The sequence below is a fragment of the Arenibacter algicola genome, from assembly GCF_000733925.1.
GTDB classification, from domain to species: domain Bacteria; phylum Bacteroidota; class Bacteroidia; order Flavobacteriales; family Flavobacteriaceae; genus Arenibacter; species Arenibacter algicola.
Genome location: NZ_JPOO01000003.1, coordinates 2,186,429 through 2,206,161, shown reverse-complemented (window position 1 = coordinate 2,206,161; position 19,733 = coordinate 2,186,429). Strand labels below are relative to the sequence as shown.

Genomic DNA, 19,733 nt, shown 5'->3' with positions numbered 1-19,733 from the left:
AATAATGATACTTGTTTTTGGAATTAGAGTCAATTTTGTCAAAAATTTTTAACTGGGAGCAACTTTTGGCTATAATATTTAAAGTTTCTTAAAAAATAATCCGAATTTTTTAATTTTTAGGGGCTCTTGGTACTACGGAGAACTTAGTTGACCAAGGAATAAGTTTTCTGGCCAGCAGTCAACACCACACGTTTTCCATTTACCCGAATAGACATCTCGTCCGTACCTTCCAGGTCAAATGTGGTTTCGTTTTCCGTAACCTTTACCTTGAGAATTCTATTCCTGAAATTTACCTTGAAGGAATAGGATTTCCATTGCTTTGGTATTCTTGGGGTAAAGGATAGTTTGTCTTCCAATATCCGCATACCTCCAAAACCTTCCACTATGCTCATCCAGGTACCGGCCATGGAGGTAATATGGAGTCCTTCTTTTACTTCCTTATTATAATCGTCTAGATCCAATCTGGAAGTTCTCAGATAAAAAGCATATGCCTGGTCCATTCTGTTCAGCTTTGCAGCCTGAATACTATGGACACATGGTGATAACGAAGATTCATGTACGGTAAAAGGTTCGTAAAAATCGAAGTGTTTTTCCAATTCTTCCGTAGTAAAATGGTCTTCAAAGAAATAAAATCCCTGAAGGGTATCTGCCTGTTTTATGTATGGGGACCTTAAAATCCTATCCCAACTCCATTTTTGGTTTATAGGGCGCTCTTTTTGATTTAATTTCTTCACAGGGATAAGCTCTTTGTCCAAAAAGCCATCTTGCTGCAAATAAATGCCCAATTTTTCATCGAAGGGGAAGTACATTTTTTTCGCCACCTTGGCCCAATCCTCGGTCTCATTTTCTGAAAGTTTGGTCACTCCTATTATTCTGTGGTAATCATCCGGATAGCCATCCTTAACTTTTTGTAGTTCCTGCAACGTATAATTAATGCACCACTTTGCAATATAATTGGTGTAAAAGTTATTGTTTACATTGTTTTCGTATTCATTGGGACCGGTGACCCCAAGAATTACATATTTGTTCTTTTGGGTAGAAAATGTGGCTCTTTGATGCCAAAAGCGGGCAATTCCGATCAAGACCTCCAGCCCCATTTCCGGGATATAGGTATAATCACTTGTAAAGCGGTAATAGTTATAAATGGCAAAGGCTATGGCCCCATTACGATGTATTTCCTCAAAAGTTATTTCCCATTCGTTATGGCACTCCTCGCCGTTCATGGTTACCATGGGATATAGGGCCGCTCCATTTACAAAACCTAATTTTCTGGCATTTTCAATGGCCTTTTCCAAATGGTTGTACCTGTATGTCAATAAGTTTCTTGCCACCTTTTTATTTTTGGTGGCCATGTAAAAGGGAATACAATAGGCCTCGGTATCCCAGTAGGTACTTCCGCCGTATTTTTCCCCGGTAAATCCCTTTGGGCCAATATTAAGTCTGGAATCCTTGCCCAGATAGGTTTGGTTTAAATGAAAAATATTGAAGCGAATTCCCTGTTGTGCCTTTACATCGCCCTCAATGGTAATGTCGCTCATTTCCCAGATTTTGGCCCAGGATTTCTTTTGTTGCTCCAACAAAGCCTCAAATCCTATTTCGATTACCTTTTGCAAAGCTTCTTTGGCAGCCGATACCAGTTCACTGGGCTTATGATTGGTAGAAACCGTATAGCCCCCAAATTTTACAAGTGTAAGGGTGTCTCCCTTTTTAATATCCTTTTTAAAGTGATGTACTGCGGTAGTATCTGATAAAGCTTCCAAGGGTTTTTCCGTTACCATTTCGTTATTATGGTACAATCTGGATTCCATAAAAGTACAGGTAGCGAAGTTGGTCTTCATGGTATGTGCCTCAATAAAGGCTTGGGAACCTTCCGTTGTAACCCCTGTGGTGTTCCAAAATTGGTCGTCCCAATTGGTATCCTCATTGGTAATTCCACTATCTAGATAGGGGTGGAAGGCCATAGAGCTATCTTGGTTTATGGCCCTAATTTGGTATTTAATGGCGCCAACTTCATCATGGTCCAAACTAAGGAAACGGGTAATCAATACCTCTATAGTGGTATCATTGGGCAAAGTAGCCATAAAGCTCCGCGTATACCAACCTTCCTGCATGTTTAATTCCCTGCGAAAATTCTGTACATTTTTACAGGTATTCAGATCTAAGGTCTCTCCATTGACAAGAACATTGATGCCGATCCAGTTAGGAGCGTTCAATACCTTGGCAAAATATTCCGGATAGCCGTTTTTCCACCAGCCTACCCGTGTTTTATCCGGGTAATACACCCCACCAATATAACTACCTTGAAAAGTAGGACCAGTGTATTTTTCTTCAAAATTGGCGCGTTGCCCCATAGCACCGTTTCCAAGACTGAATAAACTTTCCGAGGATTTTACTCTTTCTTTTTCAAATCCTTCTTCTATGATAGACCAGTTATCGGGCTTTATATAATCTTGATTCATTGTGCTAGTGTTTCTCGGTTATCTCAATGGGGTTTTGTTGATCAATATCAGATTCCAAATAGAAAGACACCAAATTAATTAATTATTGTGAATGTTCGTCACGGAGTTTGTGCTAATAGCCGATTTAGGAAATTATCATCCATTTCAGTGAAATCTGCGAACACAAATTTTGCCTCGGAAAGCACTTTTTCTTCTCCAATGCCTATGCTTAACATTCCTGCATTGTTAGCGGCCTCTATTCCGGCAACCGCATCTTCAAAGACTACGCATTCCTTGGGATTTACGCCCATTTGTACTGCGGCCAACAAAAAAACTTCGGGATCGGGCTTGGCCTTGGTTACTTGTGTGCCATCTACAATGGCATCAAAATAATCCATTAGGTTTACTTTTTCCAAAATTGGACGGGCATTTTTGCTGGCAGACCCCAAGGCTATTGGCATGTTGTGCTTTTTAAGGAACTTCAGTACCCTTTGTACATCGGGCAATATTTCCGATGCGTCCATTTTTTCTATTAGTGATAAATAATCCTCATTCTTCTCCACCAACCATCTGTTGAACTGTTCTTGTGATGCCTTGATTTTCCCAATTTCCAATAGGATTTCCAGGCATCTTTTGCGACTTACCCCTTTAAATAGTTCATTTTGCTCTTGCGTAAATTCAAAGCCCAATTCATTGGCCAATTTTTTCCAGGCCAGGTAATGGTATTTGGCAGTATCCACAATAACACCATCCAAATCAAATATAAATCCAGTTTTCTTCATTGGTTTAAGATATTAATTAAAATTTGGTCGGCCCATAAAAAGTAATGTTTAATGTAGGGAAAATGACCTTAGGTGGGCAGTATATGGGCTTAAGGGCAATGTTGCCAAATTTCCTGCAGTAAATGGATAATTTTGGTCTTGCAACTAAGTGTTTGGTTCCTAATTAACGGTTGATCCGCGTTCTATCATGGTGGGTTCCAAAACCCTTGTAACATAGGTTTCTTCCTCCATATCGTTTTCTACCTTGTCTATAAGAATTTCTGCCGCTATTTCTCCCATTTGTTCACCGTGTTGGGCAATAGCGGTAAGTCCAGGGGAGGCATATTTAGAGAGAAGCCCATCTGTAAAACCAATAAAGGAAATATCCTCAGGAATTTTTAAGCCTTTACTTTGTACATAGCGCATACTGTGAATGGCAAATATTTCATTTACGCTCAACACGGCGTCTACTTTTTCCCTTTCAAAGAAATCTTCAATGGTGTTTTCATTGATTTCCATGGAAGGAAATTTTAATATCAGATCTTCATTGTATTCTATGCCATTGTCGGACAATGCTTCCTTATACCCCGCAGCTCTTTCCCTGCTTACACTTATGTAGTCCTCAGAAGTAATTAGGGCTATTCTTTTCCTGCCGTCCTTTATAAATTTGGTTACTGCGTTATATGCACCCTTTTTATCATTGATGATTACCTTGTCGCATTTTATATCTTCGGCAACACGATCAAATAATACCAAGGGTATGCCCTGTTCGGTAACCTCCTTTAAATGGTTGTAGTCGTTCTTCAATTGTGTACCGGAAGAAAGGGCCATAATAAACCCGTCTATACTCCCATTGGCAAGCAGTTCCATATTTATAACCTCCTTGTCGAAAGATTCATCGGAGACACAGACGATGACATTATAGCCTTTGGCATTGGCGTATTTTTCAATTCCCCTGAAAACTGTGGTAAAAAAATGATGTACAATATCCGGAATAATGACCCCAATATTTTTAGTCCGCTTGTTTTTTAAACTGATAGCAATATTGTTGGGCTTGTAATTGTATAACTTGGCAAAAGCCTGGACCTTCTCTTTTGTGTCCGATCCAATTTCCTCACTATTTTTCAATGCTTTGGAAACCGTAGAAATGGAAACCCCTAATTCCCTTGCAATATGTTTGAGGGTGATTTTTCTTTTCAAAGGTGAATTTTTTTTCAAGTGAATATACTACTAAAAACACAAAAGTATTTGTACTCCTTAGGCACAAATTGGAATATTAAATAACAAGATGTAAAAATAGTATATTCAGCTAAGGATTGAAATCTATTTTGAGCATTTGTTTAAATAGTACATATTTTTGTCAAAATACCATTGAAATAAAAAATGGTGTATATTCGTACAATATTAAACAATTGATACATCACCAAAGGGGCAATGGTAGGTTGTTTTGCTTTTTATTTTAAACTGGAAAGAACGAAATATAACGAAAACGTTTTAGTTAAATTTTAGACGTTAAAAATAGAAATATCACAATAAATCGACTTTTTATTATTTATCTTCGATAATGGAAAGGTAAATTTTATGACATATTGAACTCAATTACTATTAAACTCAATTACAACTATCAATTATTTAACTCAATTAAAACTAACAATGTATGAAGCTTAAATTACTTAAAAGCTTTTTGCTATTTGGAACATTTTTGTGTTTTGGATTAGCTTCAGCTCAAGAGGTGTCAGGTACTGTATCTGATTCCAGTGGCCCCTTACCGGGAGCCAGTGTCGTGGTAAAGGGAACTACCACTGGCGCACAAACGGATTTTGATGGTAATTTTACCATAAGTGATGTGGATGCAAGTGCCATCCTTGTTTTTAGCTATATCGGCTACAAAACACAGGAGGTGGCAGTAGGTAACCAGACCACTTTAAATATTATGATGGAAGAAGATGCACAGGCCTTGCAGGAAGTAGTGATCATTGGTTATGGTACTACAACTGTTAAGGATGCTACCGGTGCTGTTTCCGCAGTAACTTCCGAGGATTTTAACGGAGGGGTTATTTCGTCTCCCGAACAATTGATTCAGGGTAAAACCGCTGGGGTTCAAATTTCCCAAGGAAGTGGTGAGCCTGGTTCTGGTGTTGCTATCAGGATTAGGGGTACTTCTTCGGTTAGATCCAATAACGATCCCTTGTTCGTGGTCGATGGTGTTCCACTTCCTTCTGGAGGCAGTTCTTCTGAAGGTACGGATATTGGTGTAGGATCTAGTTCGGCGAGAAACCCGCTAAGCTTTTTGAATCCAAATGATATTGAGAGCATGAGTATCTTAAAGGATGCATCATCAACTGCTATTTATGGTTCCAGAGGTGCCAATGGGGTGGTTATCATTACTACCAAGAGCGGTAAAGGCGGAGCACAGGGAGGTACTTGGGAGTTTTCTTCCGATCTAAGTTTTTCTTCCCCCGCCAATGATTTCGATTTATTGAATAGGAGCGAATTCCTATCTGCTGTTTCTGCCTTTGGAGGAACTGCTACCGATTTGGGGAATGACACGGATTGGCAATCATTGGTAACTAGAAATTCATCTTCTACCAATAACAACCTTGCCTACTCCCAAAATTATGGATCGGGTAATGTGAGGGCTACATTCAACTATGGGAAACAATTTGGGATTGTACCAAAATCCTCACAGGAGAGGGTTACTGGTAGAATTAATCTTTCCCAAAGAGTTTTTGACGATAAGTTAAGGTTGGATTTGCAAACTACCCTTTCAAGGGTAAATGACGAGGCACCGCCATTGAGTGGTAGTGCTGGATCTACTGGGGATATGCTGGGTGCAGCTTATTCTGCCAATCCTACCTGGCCTGCTAGCAGTAGCTTCAACCCAGGGGATAGGATCAACCCATTAAACTTGTTGGAGAACTGGCAGAGTTTAACCTATACAGATCGTTTTCTGATCAATTTTTCGGCCTCATATGATATTGTTGAAGACTTGACGGCCAAAGCTACCGTAGGTTACGATAAATCCAATTCTACACGTGAAGCTGAATTGGGGAGTAAATCCTTTAATGTAGGCCGTGGTGCCGGTGGTAATGGTAGAGGTACCATAAACGACCTTGATTTGGAGAATAGGTTATTGGAATTGACATTGTCTTACAAAAAAGAATTCGATAATTCGGTACTGGATGTGCTGGGAGGTTTCTCCTATCAGGATTTCAATACCCAAGGTAGAAATGTTGAAGGTTGGGGTTATTCCACAACCAATTTGAACAGCATGGCCAGGAATTTAACTGACGCGGCCAGCAAGATTGAATCCATGATTTCTGGCTCTTACCAGCAATATGGTTATTCTTCTGGTGGTGATGCCGATCTTTTTGTAAACAGACTTTTTCCAGAGCCGGTTTCAGATCGCCTTGGGGAGATTACCATTCCAGTAAAATCTATTTTTACCAATACTTTTGATAATACGGACGAGTTGCAATCCTTTTTTGCCAGGGCCAATTATAGTATAGCTAGTAAGTATCTGTTTACGGCAACGGTAAGGGCCGATGGTTCTTCTCGTTTTGGTGAAAATAACCGATATGGTATTTTTCCATCCGCAGCTTTTGGTTGGAAGATAAATGAAGAAGATTTTATGGGCGATGCCATGTCTACCTTAAAACTTAGGTTGAGTTATGGTATTACAGGTAACCAGGATGGTTTGGGATATGGTCGTTTCGCTCGTAGGGAAAGATATTCCACTACTACCAACGGTGATCCAAATATAAGTGATGGAGGGGCCGTTAACGTTCCTGGTATTTCAACCGTGGAGTTTGCCAACCCCGATTTAAAGTGGGAGGAGACTACCCAATATAACGTAGGTTTGGATTTTGGGTTTGCCAATGATCGCTTTAACGGATCGATTGATGTATATCGTAAGGAGACTAGGGACTTACTGCTTAATATAGAGGCAGCACAACCTTCCCCTCAGCCTACTTTTTTCCAGAATTTGGATGCCGTTGTGTTGAATCAAGGAGCTGAATTCTCCCTAAATTACGATATTTTACAAGGAGAAGACTACAGTTGGACTGCTGGGTTTAATGTAGCATATAATAAAAATGAAATTACAGATTTCGATGGAGAGATTGCCGCAGGAACCATTCGTGGCGCCGGTCTATCCAACGCTTTCGCCCAACGCTTGGCCTCAGGACAACCCTTGTATTCCTTTTATTTAAGGGAGTTTACAGGCTTCGATGCTAACGGTAACCCAGTACATGAAGGCGGGGTGGATAACCAACAGTTCGTGGGTAAAAGTGCATTACCGGATTTCACAGGAGGTTTCTCTACCTCTGCGAATTATAAAAACTGGTCGGCCTCCATGTATTTTAATGGTCAGTTTGGCAACTACATTTATAATAACACCGCCAACGCCTTTTTTACGGGAGGTGCCATTGGGAGTGGTAATAATGTAACCCAGAATGTGGTGGAATTGGCAGGACAGGAAGGCAGATTTGCAGAAGCTTCGGTTTCTACAAGATTCTTGGAGAAAGGAGATTTTGTGAGACTGCAAACAGCTTCCATTTCGTATGATGTTCCCTTAAAGGATGGCTTGTTCAAGTCTATGAGACTTAGTCTTACAGGTCAGAACCTTTTTGTGATTACAGATTATTCCGGTCTTGATCCAGAGGTGAGTGTGGCGCCTGCAAGTGCTGCCCTATTAAATGGTCTGCCTATTGCGGGTATAGACTATAGTGCCTTCCCAAGACCCAGAACATACACATTAGGATTTAACGTAACTTTTTAATCATAGCATTATGAACATACAAAAATATATGAAACCCTTTTTCGGCTCCATATTTGTATTGGTAGGCCTTGTTGGCTGTACCAATTTGGAGATAGAAGAAACGGATTCGATCATAACTAAGGCCACTAGTGGCGGTTTTACACCAGTGGCCAATCCGGCCTCCTCTCTTAGTGACCTTTATAACAAAGTGGGTGGAGATTTTGCATCCCAAGAAACCATGTACGCCATGTCCGAAGTAACAACGGACGAGTTGTTGATTCCAACACGTGGAACCGACTGGGGTGATAATGGAATTTGGAGACAGTTGCATACCCATACCTGGACCCCTGCGCATTTGTTTATAAAAAATGCCTGGAACAATTTAAATCAGAATGTATTTAGGGCAAGCGAGATTATAGAAAGTAGTCCGAGTGCAGAAGTATTGGCGGAAGCCAAATACCTAAGGGCATTTAATATGTTTTTTCTTATGGACTTTTTTGGATCCGTGCCTTTTAGGGAAGTGGACGAAGGTCCTGAAATTAATCCAAGGGTGTTGACTAGAAGTGAGGCTTTCAGCTTTGTAGAGTCGGATTTATTGGCGGCATTGCCAGGCTTGCCCGATGGTAGTCCAGGTACTGCTAATACGGGAACAGCTACAAAGGCGGCGGCAAATTTTCTTTTGGCCAAATTATACTTGAATTCCCATATCTATAACGGGGGCACCGCGGATGATGCCAATATGCAAAAAGTAATAGATGCTGTTGACGAAATAGCGGATTTGGGCTTTGGAATAGAAACGGGGTATTTTCAAATATTCGAATCCTCGGATGATATTGAGACCATTTTCTTTTTAAAGAGTGATATTGGAGCGAGGATATGGAACAGTATGCATTACAATATGAACTCCCCTGACAATACAGGTGGTGGCTGGAATGGGTTTTCTACCTTGGCCGAATTCTATGACTCTTTTGAAGGCGATCCCAATACCAATTATGTAGGTGATGGCCAAGAGGAACGTAGAGGATGGGTGCCAGATGCGTCCAATGCGGATAATATTAATTTAGGTCTGGGATACGGCTTTTTGATCAATCAACAGTACAATGAAGACGGGACTAAATTGAAAAATAGACAGGGTGGCGATCTAATATTGAAAAAAGAGTTGACCTCCTTGGTAGGAAATGGAGAAGCTGATGGTGTAAGAATTCTAAAATACCACCCGAATGATGGAGGGGAAATTAACTCTTTTAGACAACATCAGATTCTTTTTAGATATTCCGATGCCCATTTGATGAAGGCAGAGGCCATGATGCGTATGGGAGGGGATATAACTTCAATGGTCAATGAATTGAGACAAGCTAGAACGAATACCCCAGATTTACCCAGTGTTACAGAGGATGTATTATTGGCAGAAAGAGGTAGGGAGCTATATATAGAATTTTGGAGAAGGAACGATTTGGTTCGATTTGATAAATTTACCGCTCCTTGGGGTTTAAAGGAAGTAACGGGAGATCCAAATCTGAATCTTTTCCCTATCCCGGAAACGGCTTTGCTTTCCAATCCCAATTTGGTTCAGAATCCAGGTTACTAAAAATTTGGTTTAGGTTTATACTAAAAAGAGGGCTGTTCATTTGAACAGCCCTCTTTTTTATGCGGTAAAGTTGTTTGGCGCAATTGCCAAGAAACTATTTGGCAAAATAAATATAAATTCCAATTACTATAACGCAAATGGCAATCCCTACATGGTTTACATATTTGTAGGGCTCTATAGAAACCTGTTTGGTGTATTCCAATTCAAAGTCTTCTTTTCTTGGGTAAAATTTTCCAATAACAAGCATTATTGCGGCATTGGTAACGAACAAAATAGCCATGATGTGTAAAAAGTGCGGATAAGCATCGGCCTCTACTAATTTCAATGCGGCAGGGTCGGTAATGCCTGAGGCCTTGGCCGATTCCAGCGCTTTTTCCACAAACTGGCCCTTAAGGATAAACTGACTTATAATATATAATAAAGATCCTGAAAAGATCCCTATTTTGGCCGCTATGGCAGGCACTCTCTTGGTTAAATAGCCCACCACAATAATCGTGAAAATAGGAATACTGTATATACCGTTTATTTCCTGAAGGTAATTGAACAGGCTACCTGCATTGGCTATCATTGGCGCTATGAACATGGCGGCCAATGCCAAACAAATACCAAATATCTTACCGTATTTTACCACCGTTTTTTCAGGGGCTTCCTTATTTATATGCTGTTTGTATATATCAATTCCGAACAAGGTTACCGAACTGTTGAGCACACTGTTAAAGGAGCTCAATATGGCCCCGAACAGGACAGCTGCAAAAAATCCGACCAAAGGTTTAGGCAATACGGCACGTACCAATTCTGGATAGGCAAGGTCACTGGAAGCTAAACTGCCATCAAAATAATAGTAGGCAATCATTCCGGGCAACACCAAAATTAAGGGACCCAGAATCTTTAAAAAAGAAGCCAACAATAATCCCTTTTGACCCTCGGCCAAATTTTTGGCTCCCAAAGCTCTTTGGATAATCTGTTGGTTGGTGCCCCAATAAAAAAGCTGTACCAGCATCATTCCTGTGAAAATCGTAGAAAATGGCACTTCCTGTCCGGCTTCACCGGTAGAGTCAAATCGAGCCGCATCCGAAGTAATTAAATTATCAAGACCGGTAAACATATTTCCGTCCCCTATGGCCATCAATCCAAAAATGGGTATTAAGATCCCCCCAACAATGAGGCCAACGGCATTAATACTATCCGAAACTGCAACAGCTTTAAGTCCACCAAAAACTGCGTAAATAGACCCAATGACTCCAATTCCCCAAATACACAATACCAAGGCGGTGGAATCTGAAACCCCCAAAAGTTCGGGAACATTGAACATACCACTTATTGCTACGGATCCGGAATATAGGATAACAGGTAAAAGTACTACCACATAGCCGGTTAAAAAGAGACCGGAGGTAATGGTTTTGGTAGTTACATCAAATCTTTTTGCCAAGAATTGTGGAATGGTGGTAAGTCCTCCTTTTAAATACCTTGGCAAGAGAAATACGGCCGTTACTACCATGGCAATTGCGGCCAAGGTTTCCCAGGCCATTACCGATAAACCATCGGTATAGGCACTCCCGTTAAGACCTACAATTTGTTCCGTAGAAAGATTTGTTAACAGTAAAGAACCTGCTATTACTCCGGCGGTAAGGCTTCTGCCTCCCAAGAAATAACCGTCGGAGGAACTTTCATCAGTTTTTCGGGTAGCCAAGTAGGCTATAAGTGCCACTAAAAGGGTAAAGCCTACGAAAGAAAGAATTCCTAACATTATAGTTTCGAGTTTAATTGATTGTTGGGCTAAATATATTGGATTATTTATAATATATGGCATGTATATTTACTTTATCACAAAATCCACTTACAGGGTGAATCAAAATTCTATCGGGGAAGCGCAAAAAAATATCAATTATTAACATTGATTACACCTGTAAATTATTCAACTTTATTTATCTTGGTCCCTATGTTTAAAGGGTGGTTTTTTCCCTTTGAATACCAGCTTTCATAACGATTTTAGATCTTTTGAATGGAGGTCCAAAAAGGCCATGTACTTTATGGAATTTATTTTTCCTTACTGGCTGGAAAAAATATTGGCAAAATGGATTGAAATTAAAATGGTAAGTAGCCGTAGAAAATATTGAATGGATATTAAGGCCATCTCAAAAAAATAATCACAAAGATATATGGGTAAACTTATAATAAGGGGAAGCCTTATTTTAACGGTAGCACTATTGTTGGGGTCTTGTTCCCAAAAAAAAGAAGTTGATAAAGTGGTCGAGGGTAACGGGGATTCCTTATTCTCTTTATTGGCCTCGGAAAAAACAGGTATCGACTTTGTAAACAAGGTGGTGAACCAGAAAAACTTTAATATTTTTAAGTATCGAAATTTCTACAATGGCGGCGGAGTGGCAATTGGTGATATTAACAACGATGGCCTGCCCGATATTTATCTTACCGGGAATATGGTTCCCAATAAACTGTATTTGAACAAAGGGGGGCTCCAATTTGAGGATATTTCCGAGAAAGCGGGGGTACAGGGTAATAAACCTTGGTCTACAGGGGTAACCATGGTAGATATTAATAATGATGGCTTATTGGATCTTTATGTAAGTAATGCGGGTAATATGGAGGGTAATAACCATGACAATGACCTGTATATAAATAATGGAGATCTTACCTTTACCGAGAAGGCAGCTGAGTATAATTTGGCCAAGACCGGTTTTTCTACACACGCCACATTTTTTGATTACGATAAGGACGGGGATCTGGATGCCTATATCCTAAATAACAGTAATGTACCCGTAAGTAGTCTTGGCTATGCGGAACAACGCGAGGTAAGGGCCCAGGATTGGGCCGGAGTACCCGATATCTTTAAGGGTGTGGGTGATATGCTCCTTAGAAATGACAACGGCAAGTTTGTGGATGTTAGTGAAAAAGCTGGCATTTATGGAAGTTTAATAGGCTTTGGACTTGGGGTAATGGTCAGTGATATAAATGGGGACCTCTATCCGGATATCTATGTTTCAAATGATTTTTACGAAAGGGATTACCTCTATATCAATCAAAAGGATGGAACTTTTAAGGAGGAAATTGAACAATGGACCTCCCATTTAAGTTTATCCGCAATGGGAATAGACATGGCCGATATAAACAATGACGGCTATGCGGATATCTTTATTACGGATATGTTGCCCGAAGGGGACCAAAGGGTGAAATCTGTCATGGAGTTTGAAGGCTACAACGTTTTTAAATTAAAGCAGAGCAAGGATTTTTACCAGCAGTACATACAGAACACCCTTCAATTAAATAATGGAAATAATACGTTTTCCGAGATAGCCTATTACAGTGGCGTTGCCAAAACCGATTGGAGCTGGGCCGGACTAATGTTCGATATGGACAATGATGGTTTAAAGGATATTTATATAACCAATGGGATTAATCACGATCTAACGGATCTGGATTTTGTTGACTTCTTTGCCAACGAAATTATCCAGGAAATGGCACTCACAGGGGAGAAGCAATCCATAGATTCCATTATAGCCAAAATGCCCATTGCCCCCCAGCCTAACTACGCCTATAGGAACAATGGTGACATAACATTTTCCAATGAAACCAAAAATTGGGGCTTGGAATTGCCCAGTATGTCCAATGGAGCTGCATATGGTGATCTAGATAATGATGGAGATCTGGATATTGTGGTAAATAATGTTAATATGGAGGCCTTTGTCTATGAGAACCACAGCGAAAAAAAGTCCGGAAACAATTATCTTAAATTAAAATTTGAAGGCAGGGACGGGAACAAATTTGCCATTGGTACTACCGTAAAACTTTATTTTGACAACCAGGTAATTGTACAGGAATTAATGCCTTCCAGAGGGTTTCAATCTTCGGTAGACTATGTAATGACCATTGGTCTGGGGAAGAATACCTCCATTGATTCCCTACAGGTAATTTGGCCCGACGACCAGACCCAAAAATTCAACAATATTAAAACCAATCAATTCCTGACCCTTAAGAATTCCGAGGCCCAGGATATATTTGTGCCGAATAATAAAAGTGTTAATCCACTCCTAAAAGAATTGGCCAGTTCCAAGCTTTTGGTGCACAAAGAGAATAATTACAATGACTTTGATTACGAGGGGCTGATTTCTAAAATGCTTTCCCAAGAAGGACCGGCCTTGGCTGTGGCGGACGTTAATGGTGATGGTAATGAGGATGTTTTTATTGGAGGTGGGGCCAACCAGGCAGGGGTACTCTATCTTCATAAGGGCAATGGAAATTTAACGGCCAGCGTGCAAAAAGCCTTTGAAAAAGATGTGGCACTAGAGGATACCGCGGCGGCTTTTTTGGATGTAGATGGTGATGGGGATATGGATCTTTTGGTAGGTAATGGCGGAAATCAGGTAGGTGATGAAAAACTCTATAGGGCTAGGCTATATATTAACAATGGAAAAGGGGTTTTTGAGGCTTCATCCCAAATTTTGCCAAGTACCTTTAAAAATATAGCCGTGATTGCGCCCCATGATTTTGATAATGATGGGGATATGGACGTCTTTATAGGTTCTAGGAATGTTGTAGGGAATTATGGTTTGGATCCGGACCATTTATTCCTTGAAAATAAGGGAGACGGTACTTTTGCGGATGCTACAGAACGTCTGGCTTACGATACCAAACAGGCTGGCATGGTAACAGACGCTATATGGGTAGATATGGACGGTGACAAGAAGAAAGATTTAATAACCGTGGCAGATTGGGGCAGGCCCATAATCTATAAAAACTCCGGCAAGAGAATGTCCAAGATGAATACTGCATTGGATAGTTTAACAGGATGGTGGAATGTAGTAAGTGCAGAAGATTTGGACAATGATGGCGATTATGATTTGATTTTGGGAAATCAGGGGAATAATGTGCCCTATTCCTGCTCTAGGGAAAATCCCATGAAATTGTGGGTCAATGATTTTGATAATAATGGGACCATTGAACAAATTACCACGCGAAATTTTGAAGGGAAGGACTATCCCATTCATCAAAAGAAAGAGTTGACGACCCAAATGGTGGCCTTGAAAAAGCAAAACCTCAAAGCTTCCGAATATGCGAAAAGAACGATCGGGGAATTGTTTTCTGGCGAAACCTTTGATAAATCCATAGTAAAGGAGGGCACTATACAGGAATCGGTAATTGCCATTAATGAAGGGGGAGGAAAATTTACCATAAAAAAGTTACCAGGGCGGGTACAATTGTCCTGCGTTTGCGGAATTACCTGTACCGATGTTAATGGCGACGGCTATTTGGACCTGATTATGGGCGGTAATAATTTTGAATTCAAACCTCAATATTCACGCCTGGATGCCAATTTTGGAAGTATACTTTTGGGCAATGAAAAATTGGATTTTAAATGGCAGAATTACGATGAAAGCGGGTTTTTAATAAAAGAGGAGGTGAAACATATTGAACAGTTTCAGGACAGCAATGGTAAACGGTTCGTAATTGCCGCCATTAATGATAACAAACCAAAAGTTTTTGCACTGGATGAGTAGATATAACTTTTTTGTTTTATTCACAGTGGTTCTCTTGGGTTGTGGCCCTAGGGAAGGTGAAGTTTTCAGGAACCCATCGCCAAGTGAAACGGGGATTAACTTTCAGAATACCGTTACGGAGTCGGATGATCTGAATATTCTTGACTATCTCTATTTCTACAATGGTGGCGGAGTAGCCATTGGGGATATTAATGGGGACGGACTGCCCGATGTTTTTCTTTCCGGAAACCAAGTCAAAAATAGATTGTACCTCAATGAGGGGAACCTAAAGTTTCGGGATATTACGGACACTGCGGGTGTAGCTGGGGGCAGTACCTGGAATACGGGGGCCATTATGGGGGATATTAATGGGGACGGACTCCTGGATATCTACGTCTGCGCCGTTGTGGGTATTAATGGCTTTAACGGACACAACGAGCTGTATATTAACAATGGGGATAATACCTTTACGGAAAGTGCAGCCGAATTTGGACTCGATTTTGATACTTACAGCAGTTCCGCCGCCTTATTGGATTATGATTTGGATGGGGATTTGGATATGTATCTGCTCAATCATGCCGTACATACCCAGGAATCTTATGGAAAGGCCGAAGTACGGCAAAAGAGAAATGCCCAATCCGGGGACAGGCTGTTGCGCAATGATGGGGGTATTTTTGTAGATGTTAGCGAGGAAGCTGGCATATACGGTGGTGCCAATGGATACGGACTGGGCATTGCCATAGCCGATTTTAATCAGGATGGATATCCGGATATCTATGTTGGGAACGATTTTCACGAGGACGATTATTATTACATCAACAACGGTAATGGAACATTTTCCGAACAATTGCGGAGCTATTTTGGACATACTACCAAATTTTCCATGGGGAATGACGTAGCCGATATTAACCATGATGGTTGGCCAGATATTATTTCTTTGGACATGCTCCCTGAAGATGAAAAGGTCCTAAAGTCATCTGAGGGGGACGACCTTACCCAAACCCAGATTCTAAGGGTATCCCGTTTTGGGTACCATTACCAATATTCCAGGAATATGCTGTTTGTAAACCAGCAAAATGCGCCCTATTCCGAAACGGCAATACAAAGCGGAATTGCAGCGACCGATTGGAGTTGGAGTGCACTTTTTGGGGATTATGACCAAGATGGGGAACAGGATATCTTTATTTCCAATGGGATTCCCAAAAGACCCAACGACCTCGACTTTATAAAATTCGCCTCGGACGAACAAATAAAAAACAAGCTTAACAATACCAAACTTGTGGACCAACAAGCCATTAATATGATGCCGTCCGGGGTGACGCATAATTATGTTTTTAAAGGCGGGGAGGACATGAAGTATCAGGATATGTCCGGAATATGGACCGCAAAGGACACCCTGATTTCCGGGGCTACGGCCATGGCAGATTTGGACAATGATGGTGATCTGGACCTTATAACCAATACCCTTAACAGTCCAGCGGCATTGTATATCAATAAAACGGACACCAAAGCCAATTATTTAAAACTCAGGTTTAATTATACGGAAAAGAATAAATTAGGTATAGGCACCAAAGTTTTTGCCTATATAAATGGGCAATTGCAGTATAAGGAATTGTATACCGTTAGGGGGTTCCAGGCCTCTTCCGAACCTATGGTCCATTTTGGTTTTGGAAAACAGGAGAAGATAGACTCCATAAAAATTGTTTGGCCCAATAAGACCTTTCAGGTCATAAAAGAAGTGGCTACCAATCAAACCTTGGTTATTTCCCCGGAAAATACAAAACCCTTCAATTATAATTCGCTATCGCCTACTTCCGAAAAGATGTTCCATAAGGTTACAGGTAATTTGGGAATCAATTTTGAGCATGTGGAGGACAATTATCTGGATATCAACAGACAAAAATTGATCCCCTATCAAATATCGGATCGTGGTCCGGCATTGGCCTTTGGGGATTTGAACGGGGATGGAAAAAAAGATTTATTCTTTGGAGGTTCCAAATACATTCCGTCCAGAATATTTTTACAAGGGGATACTACCTATCTGGAAAAGCGAATAGATAATATTGCGAACGATTCCATAAAGGAGGATATTACGGCCCTAATAGCGGACCTCAACAAAGACGGGATGGCCGATCTGGTTATAGGTACCGGAGGGGGGGATTTTTATAACGAAATGCCTCCCTTAACAGATAGTTATTACCTTCAAAATAGTACAGGCTTTGAAGCTGCTGTTCTGCCGGAATATTTTGAAAATGCAGCTGTAATTAGGGAAAGTGATTTTGACAATGATGGGGACTTGGATTTATTTATAGGCAATAACGCCATAACCAACGATTTTGGAAATATCCCCAATTCCTTTTTGCTAAGAAACAATCAAGGTCGGTTCACTGTTGTAGAAAACAAGGAACTGCAAAAGCTGGGAATGGTCACGGATGCAGTTTGGACAGATTTTGATAATGATGGCGTGTTGGATTTAATAGTGGTAGGGGAGTGGATGATGCCAAAATTCTTTAAGAACAATAAGGGGCAATTGATAGAAACTTCACCTTTGGACCGTCCTTATAACGGACTATGGGAATGTATAATCCCATTTGATATAGATAAGGACGGGGATATGGATTATCTACTGGGAAATTGGGGAGGCAACACCAAATTTAAAGCATCGGATAAATATCCAATGAAAATGTTTTATTCGGATTTTGACCAGAACGGAAGTACGGAGACTGTAGTGGCTATTGAAAAAAATGGCCAATATTATCCTTTGGAAGGGTTGGATGAACTATCGGCCCAAATGGTAGGCCTGAGAAAGAAATTTTTGACCTATAAGTCCTTTGCCGGAAAATCCATAGAAGAGGTTCTAGATGAAAATGCCCTTAAAAATAGTACCGTTCTAGAAGTAAATACCCTAGAATCTGGTTATTTGGAGAATAATGATGGGAAATATTCATTTGTTCCCTTTAAATCGGAATTACAGGTTGCCCCAATAAGGGCATTTGTAGAGTATGACTTTGATAAGGACGGGAATACGGAAATTCTGGCAGCAGGGAACTATTTTGGGATTAAGCCATATCACGGCAGGTTGGATTCCTTCTCAGGAGCACTGATAAAGGATAAAAATGATGTAATTTTGGGGAACAAATTAGGACTGGAACTGGAACTTAAGTCTGTTAGACATTTGAAGATGATAGATTTAAACGGTAAGACCTATCTCTTGGTTACCTTTAATGATGATAAGGCTCAGGTTTATGACTTGGGCGATTAAGGGAGATCTAATATTATTATTTGGATAAAAAGATTAAGATGAAACTATATTTAAGATTATTTGTATTATTTGCGGTTGTAATATCATGCAACAAAAAGGAAGAGCCTATAATTATTACTTCCCAGGATCTCCATAGGTCTATCCATAAGGTCACGGAAGTTATGATCCATGATATTTTTTCACCCCCAGTGGCCAGTAGAATTTTTGCTTATCCCAATATAGCGGCATATGAAATTGTGGCCCTTAACAATAGTGATTACAAATCGTTGGTAGGGCAGGTTACAGATTTGACCCCTATTCCTGTTCCAGTGGAGGATAAGCCTGTCAATTATCAAATGGCGGCCCTAATAGCGCATATGGAAATAAGTAAGCGTTTAATTTTTTCCGAGGATAAGATTGAGGTGCATCGAGATAGTTTATATGCAAATTGGCAGGAAAAAAACTTGACCATCTTTAAGAACTCTGAGGAATATGGTCTGGCCGTGGCAAAACATATAGGGGATTGGTTGGACAAGGACAATTACAAGCAGACTAGGACTATGCCCAAGTTTACTATTAACACGGACGATGATTCGCGTTGGCAACCCACCCCACCGGCTTATATGGACGGGATAGAGCCTCATTGGAGTAAAATAAGGCCGTTTGTTATTGACTCTGCAAATCAATTTGTACCAGCACCACCACCGGCATTTTCTATGGATAAAGGGTCCGACTTTTACAGGGAAGTAAAAGAGGTGTACGATATTAGTAAAGAGATTACTGCCAAAGGGGATAGTTCGGAAGAGATAGCTATTGCAAAATTCTGGGATTGTAACCCCTATGTCTCCGTAACCAGGGGGCATTTAATGTTCGCAACAAAGAAGATTACACCAGGGGCCCATTGGATTGGGATTACCAAAATTGCCTGCGAAAAAACAAACTCGGATTTTGATAAAACCGTATTTGCCTATACCAAAACCTCAATGGCAATAGCCGATGCCTTTATAAGTTGTTGGGACGAAAAATACCGCTCTAATTTAATACGTCCGGAAACTGTAATAAATCAGTATATAGATGAAAACTGGGCACCTGTGCTTCAAACGCCACCATTCCCTGAGTACACCAGCGGACACTCCGTGGTTTCTGGTGCGGCAGCTACGGCCTTGACCAGTATTTTTGGGGATAATTTTGCATTTGATGACGATACCGAAATACCTTTTGGTCTGCCTATAAGAAGTTTCACCTCTTTTAATCAGGCTGCAGATGAAGCTGCCATTAGTAGAATGTACGGGGGCATACACTATAGGGCCGCAGTGGAAGTCGGGGTAGGACAAGGCAGGAGTTTGGGCAAATTTATTGTGGATAAACTGGAAATGAACGGGAATCAGGAACTGGTGTCCAAGTAAGTTTTTAGACTGGATTCAAATCAGCATTCCCAAAGGTTTCAAGAATTA

The 19,733-nt window shown here is 40.6% G+C and carries 9 protein-coding genes; 5 read left to right on the top strand and 4 right to left on the bottom strand.

Annotated elements, in window-relative coordinates:
- Positions 1 to 143: 143 nt before the first annotated feature.
- The 3 genes from U735_RS0119940 to U735_RS0119930 all read right to left on the bottom strand — a co-directional run bounded on the left by U735_RS0119940 (position 144) and on the right by U735_RS0119930 (position 4,399).
- A complete protein-coding gene (locus U735_RS0119940) occupies positions 144 to 2,459 on the bottom strand; it encodes a glycoside hydrolase family 65 protein (protein WP_031445503.1) in 2,316 nt (771 codons plus the stop codon).
- A gap of 98 nt (positions 2,460 to 2,557) precedes the next feature.
- A complete protein-coding gene (gene pgmB, locus U735_RS0119935) occupies positions 2,558 to 3,220 on the bottom strand; it encodes a beta-phosphoglucomutase (RefSeq protein WP_031445502.1) in 663 nt (220 codons plus the stop codon).
- Between the two features lie 159 nt (positions 3,221 to 3,379).
- A complete protein-coding gene (locus tag U735_RS0119930; RefSeq protein WP_031445501.1) occupies positions 3,380 to 4,399 on the bottom strand; it encodes a LacI family DNA-binding transcriptional regulator in 1,020 nt (339 codons plus the stop codon).
- Positions 4,400 to 4,856: 457 nt separating this feature from the next.
- Here U735_RS0119930 and U735_RS0119925 point away from each other — a divergent pair, with 457 nt between their 5' ends.
- Both U735_RS0119925 and U735_RS0119920 read left to right on the top strand, forming a co-directional pair.
- On the top strand, positions 4,857 to 7,979 hold the full coding sequence (locus U735_RS0119925) for a SusC/RagA family TonB-linked outer membrane protein (RefSeq protein WP_031445500.1): 3,123 nt from the start codon (positions 4,857 to 4,859) through the stop codon (positions 7,977 to 7,979).
- 10 nt (positions 7,980 to 7,989) lie between these two features.
- A complete protein-coding gene (locus tag U735_RS0119920; protein WP_051892259.1) occupies positions 7,990 to 9,546 on the top strand; it encodes a RagB/SusD family nutrient uptake outer membrane protein in 1,557 nt (518 codons plus the stop codon).
- A 94-nt stretch (positions 9,547 to 9,640) separates the two neighbouring features.
- Here the strand turns inward: U735_RS0119920 and U735_RS0119915 are convergent, their stop codons facing one another.
- Complete coding sequence (locus U735_RS0119915; protein ID WP_031445498.1) at positions 9,641 to 11,293, bottom strand: solute:sodium symporter family transporter; 1,653 nt, start codon at positions 11,291 to 11,293, stop codon at positions 9,641 to 9,643.
- Positions 11,294 to 11,705: 412 nt separating this feature from the next.
- Between U735_RS0119915 and U735_RS0119905 the strand changes: the two genes are divergently transcribed.
- From U735_RS0119905 to U735_RS0119895, 3 genes are read left to right on the top strand one after another with little or no spacing between them, the layout of a single operon-like run.
- The gene (locus U735_RS0119905) at positions 11,706 to 15,059 is read left to right on the top strand and encodes a VCBS repeat-containing protein (RefSeq protein ID WP_031445497.1); all 3,354 of its coding nucleotides are present in this window, start codon (positions 11,706 to 11,708) and stop codon (positions 15,057 to 15,059) included.
- A complete protein-coding gene (locus U735_RS0119900) occupies positions 15,052 to 18,300 on the top strand; it encodes a VCBS repeat-containing protein (RefSeq protein ID WP_031445496.1) in 3,249 nt (1,082 codons plus the stop codon). Before U735_RS0119905 ends, U735_RS0119900 begins: the two co-directional genes overlap by 8 nt.
- 38 nt (positions 18,301 to 18,338) lie before the next feature.
- Positions 18,339 to 19,685: a vanadium-dependent haloperoxidase gene (locus tag U735_RS0119895; RefSeq protein ID WP_031445495.1), complete on the top strand. Its 1,347-nt coding sequence runs from the start codon at positions 18,339 to 18,341 to the stop codon at positions 19,683 to 19,685.
- Positions 19,686 to 19,733: the final 48 nt, after the last annotated feature.

Coding starts and splice junctions, on each gene's coding strand:
- U735_RS0119940 (WP_031445503.1), bottom strand. CDS start 2,459: ATGAATCAAGATTATATAAAGCCCGATAACTGGTCTATCATAGAAGAA.
- pgmB (WP_031445502.1), bottom strand. CDS start 3,220: ATGAAGAAAACTGGATTTATATTTGATTTGGATGGTGTTATTGTGGAT.
- U735_RS0119925 (WP_031445500.1), top strand. CDS start 4,857: ATGAAGCTTAAATTACTTAAAAGCTTTTTGCTATTTGGAACATTTTTG.
- U735_RS0119920 (WP_051892259.1), top strand. CDS start 7,990: ATGAACATACAAAAATATATGAAACCCTTTTTCGGCTCCATATTTGTA.
- U735_RS0119915 (WP_031445498.1), bottom strand. CDS start 11,293: ATGTTAGGAATTCTTTCTTTCGTAGGCTTTACCCTTTTAGTGGCACTT.
- U735_RS0119905 (WP_031445497.1), top strand. CDS start 11,706: ATGGGTAAACTTATAATAAGGGGAAGCCTTATTTTAACGGTAGCACTA.
- U735_RS0119900 (WP_031445496.1), top strand. CDS start 15,052: ATGAGTAGATATAACTTTTTTGTTTTATTCACAGTGGTTCTCTTGGGT.
- U735_RS0119895 (WP_031445495.1), top strand. CDS start 18,339: ATGAAACTATATTTAAGATTATTTGTATTATTTGCGGTTGTAATATCA.